Annotated in this window: 1 protein-coding gene; it reads right to left on the bottom strand. The window is 55.5% G+C overall.

The annotated features are described in order from the left end of the window. Positions 1 to 2,577, bottom strand: a 2,577-nt coding sequence (locus ABX962_RS34465; RefSeq protein WP_372726188.1) for a PVC-type heme-binding CxxCH protein, incomplete at both ends; no start/stop codon positions are given.

Raw genomic sequence — 2,577 nt, 5'->3', positions numbered from 1 at the left:
ATTCCAGATCGGATTCCAGTTCGGCGGTCAGCTCGATCTTTTGATCTCGTTGCCATCCATTGCTGATTCCCGCGAACACAGCGTCAATGACTTGACGATTGGCATTTTGCAAACTTGCCACCAGCGTTTCCATTTCGCCCGTGTTTTTACCTCGCGCGTAGTGCTCGGCAACGCGTTGCGTGATTTCGAGCAGCTTCGTTGCGGGATTGACGGTTTGGGTTTTGGCAACCGCTTGCAAGAAACCGATGCTGTTCTGCGCCGCTGCACTGGTAGCAGCATCGGGAATCCAACGATCCGCCAAATTGGCCGGCTCTGACAGAATTTGGGCAATCGCCTCGCCACTGGCGGTGCTTGCCGGCAAATCGGACAAGGCCAGGATCGCCGCAAGTTTGGTGTTGGCGTTGGGATCACGATGAACGCCGGCGGCTAACAAGGCATCGACCGACGCGGTCGACGATGGCAACACCTTGACCGCGTTCTGACGAACGCCGGCCGAGGGATGACGCAGCGCCGCAAACACCGCCGCGCTTGCCGCGGTGTCATCCGTGTCAAGTTGGTCGAGTCCTTGCAGTGTCCACAACGCGTGGATCGCACCGACGTTTAGCCCGATTGCGTCGGTCGATTCGTCTTGAATCAACTTGATCAATTCTTTCGTGACATCGGTTTTACCTCGTTCCACCAGCAAACGTTGAGCGTGTTTGCGTGTCAACATTGTCGGATGAGTCAGGGCGGCCACCCATTCGCTTGGCGTCGCCTTGGACAGATCGGGACTAGATTTTGCATCAGAACCGTCGAACACCACGCGATAAATGCGTCCATGTTTCTTGTCACGAAGCTTCGTTTCGTAAGCCGCTCCCTTGCCGGTTTCGAATCCTTGCGGTGTTGGATTGTGTTGGACGATGTAGTTGTACCAATCGATGATCCACACTTGGCCGTCGGGCCCAATTTCGGCCATGATCGGCGCGGTCCATTCGTCGTCACTCGCAAGCAAATTAAATGGACTGGTCGACGTGAATCCGCTGCCATCGTGCTTCAGCACAAACGCACCGGTCAAGTGTCCCGTCGGTCCGTTCACAAAGGCAATACGATTCCAATATTCCTGAGGGTATTCGCGAGCGGTGTACAGCGAGTGGCCTGCGGCGGCGGTGTAGCCGCCGTGATGATCGACTTGGCGAACCTTGTCCGTGATCGGATGAAAGTCGTTGCTGTCCGCGATCGATGAAAGAGTTAGCGACGGCGTCCATCCGCGGACTCGCTCGTAATAGCGATTGGCGATCGGCATGAAGACACTGGGGTTTCCGTTGGCGGTCGAGCCAAAGATCAATCCTTCTTCGCTGATTCCGAGTCCCCAGGTGTTGTTATTGGTCGAGCGGATGAATTCCACCTCGGATCCATCGGGACGCATACGAAAGAAGCCCATTCGAAATGCTTGTTGCGGTTTTCCGTCGGCAACGGGTTTGGATTGGTTGTAGCCCTGCATCGCCCAGATCCAGTTGTCCAATCCATACTGGAAATTGCTGACGCCACCGTGGGTGTCGCCGAGGGTCCAGTTCTTGATCAACACCTTGCGAATGTCGGCTTTGTCATCGCCGTCGGTGTCTTTTAAGTACAGTGTTTCGGTAGCGTTTTGCACGATCGCTCCGCCGTCATGGAATGCGATGCTGGTCGGGATGCTCAGTTCTTCGGCAAACACGGTGAACTTGTCCGCTTTCCAATCGCCGTCGGTGTCTTCACAGATGCGAATGCGATCACGTCCCTTGCCAGCCGGTTGCAATTCGTTGGGATAGTCGTAGGTCTCGGCGACCCACAATCGGCCTCGCTCGTCCCAAGCCATACAGATCGGCTTGCCCTTCAAATCCGGCTCCGACGCAAACAGTTCGACATGAAATCCCTTGGGGACGACGAGATGTTTCATCGACTCGGCGGGTTCAAGTGGTTTTTGCATCATGTTCATCGGTTTCCCCTGCACTCCCCATTTGTCCGAGGGAGTGTAGTTCGGGATTTCGCTACCGACATCTTGGTATTCAAACGGTTTGACGTCTGCCGCGATCTTCGTCATCTCGGGAACCGGAAACGCTTGGTCTTGTAGGAAATCGCCAGCTTTTTGCGGATCCCCTTTGGCTGCCCAGCGGATGCCGCGTTCAACGAGGTTTTGAAAACCAGGATTGGTCCAAGTCCGAGAATCATGCCCCCAGGCGGTATAGAAAACACGCCCCTCGCCTTCGCTGCGAATCCATGTCCATGGTTCGCGGCCTTCGGCGTCGACACGATACTCGAGCACCGTGCGGTTTTTCTCGTTGTGCATGTGATGCACGTAAGTTTCGTCCCAACTTTCAAATCCACCAAATCCTTGCATCAGTGGATGCTCGGCGTTGGCGATGTCGGTGCGGAACACGCCGGTGCCATGACGCTGAAACTGGGCTCCCATCAACGCCACGATCCGGTCGTCGTTGCGAAAGCAATACGTGGCACAGTGCAGCGGTACAAAACCGCCGCCTTGCGTGACGTATTGCAACAGCGCATCGGCTTGCGATTTTTCAATATTGTCGATGTTCGCGTACAACGCCACCACATCGT

It is taken from the genome of Novipirellula sp. (genome assembly GCF_041583735.1).
In the GTDB taxonomy this organism is placed as follows: Bacteria; Planctomycetota; Planctomycetia; order Pirellulales; family Pirellulaceae; genus Novipirellula.
The sequence above is the reverse complement of the archived record's forward strand: the minus strand, read 5'-3'. Positions and strand labels throughout refer to the sequence as shown.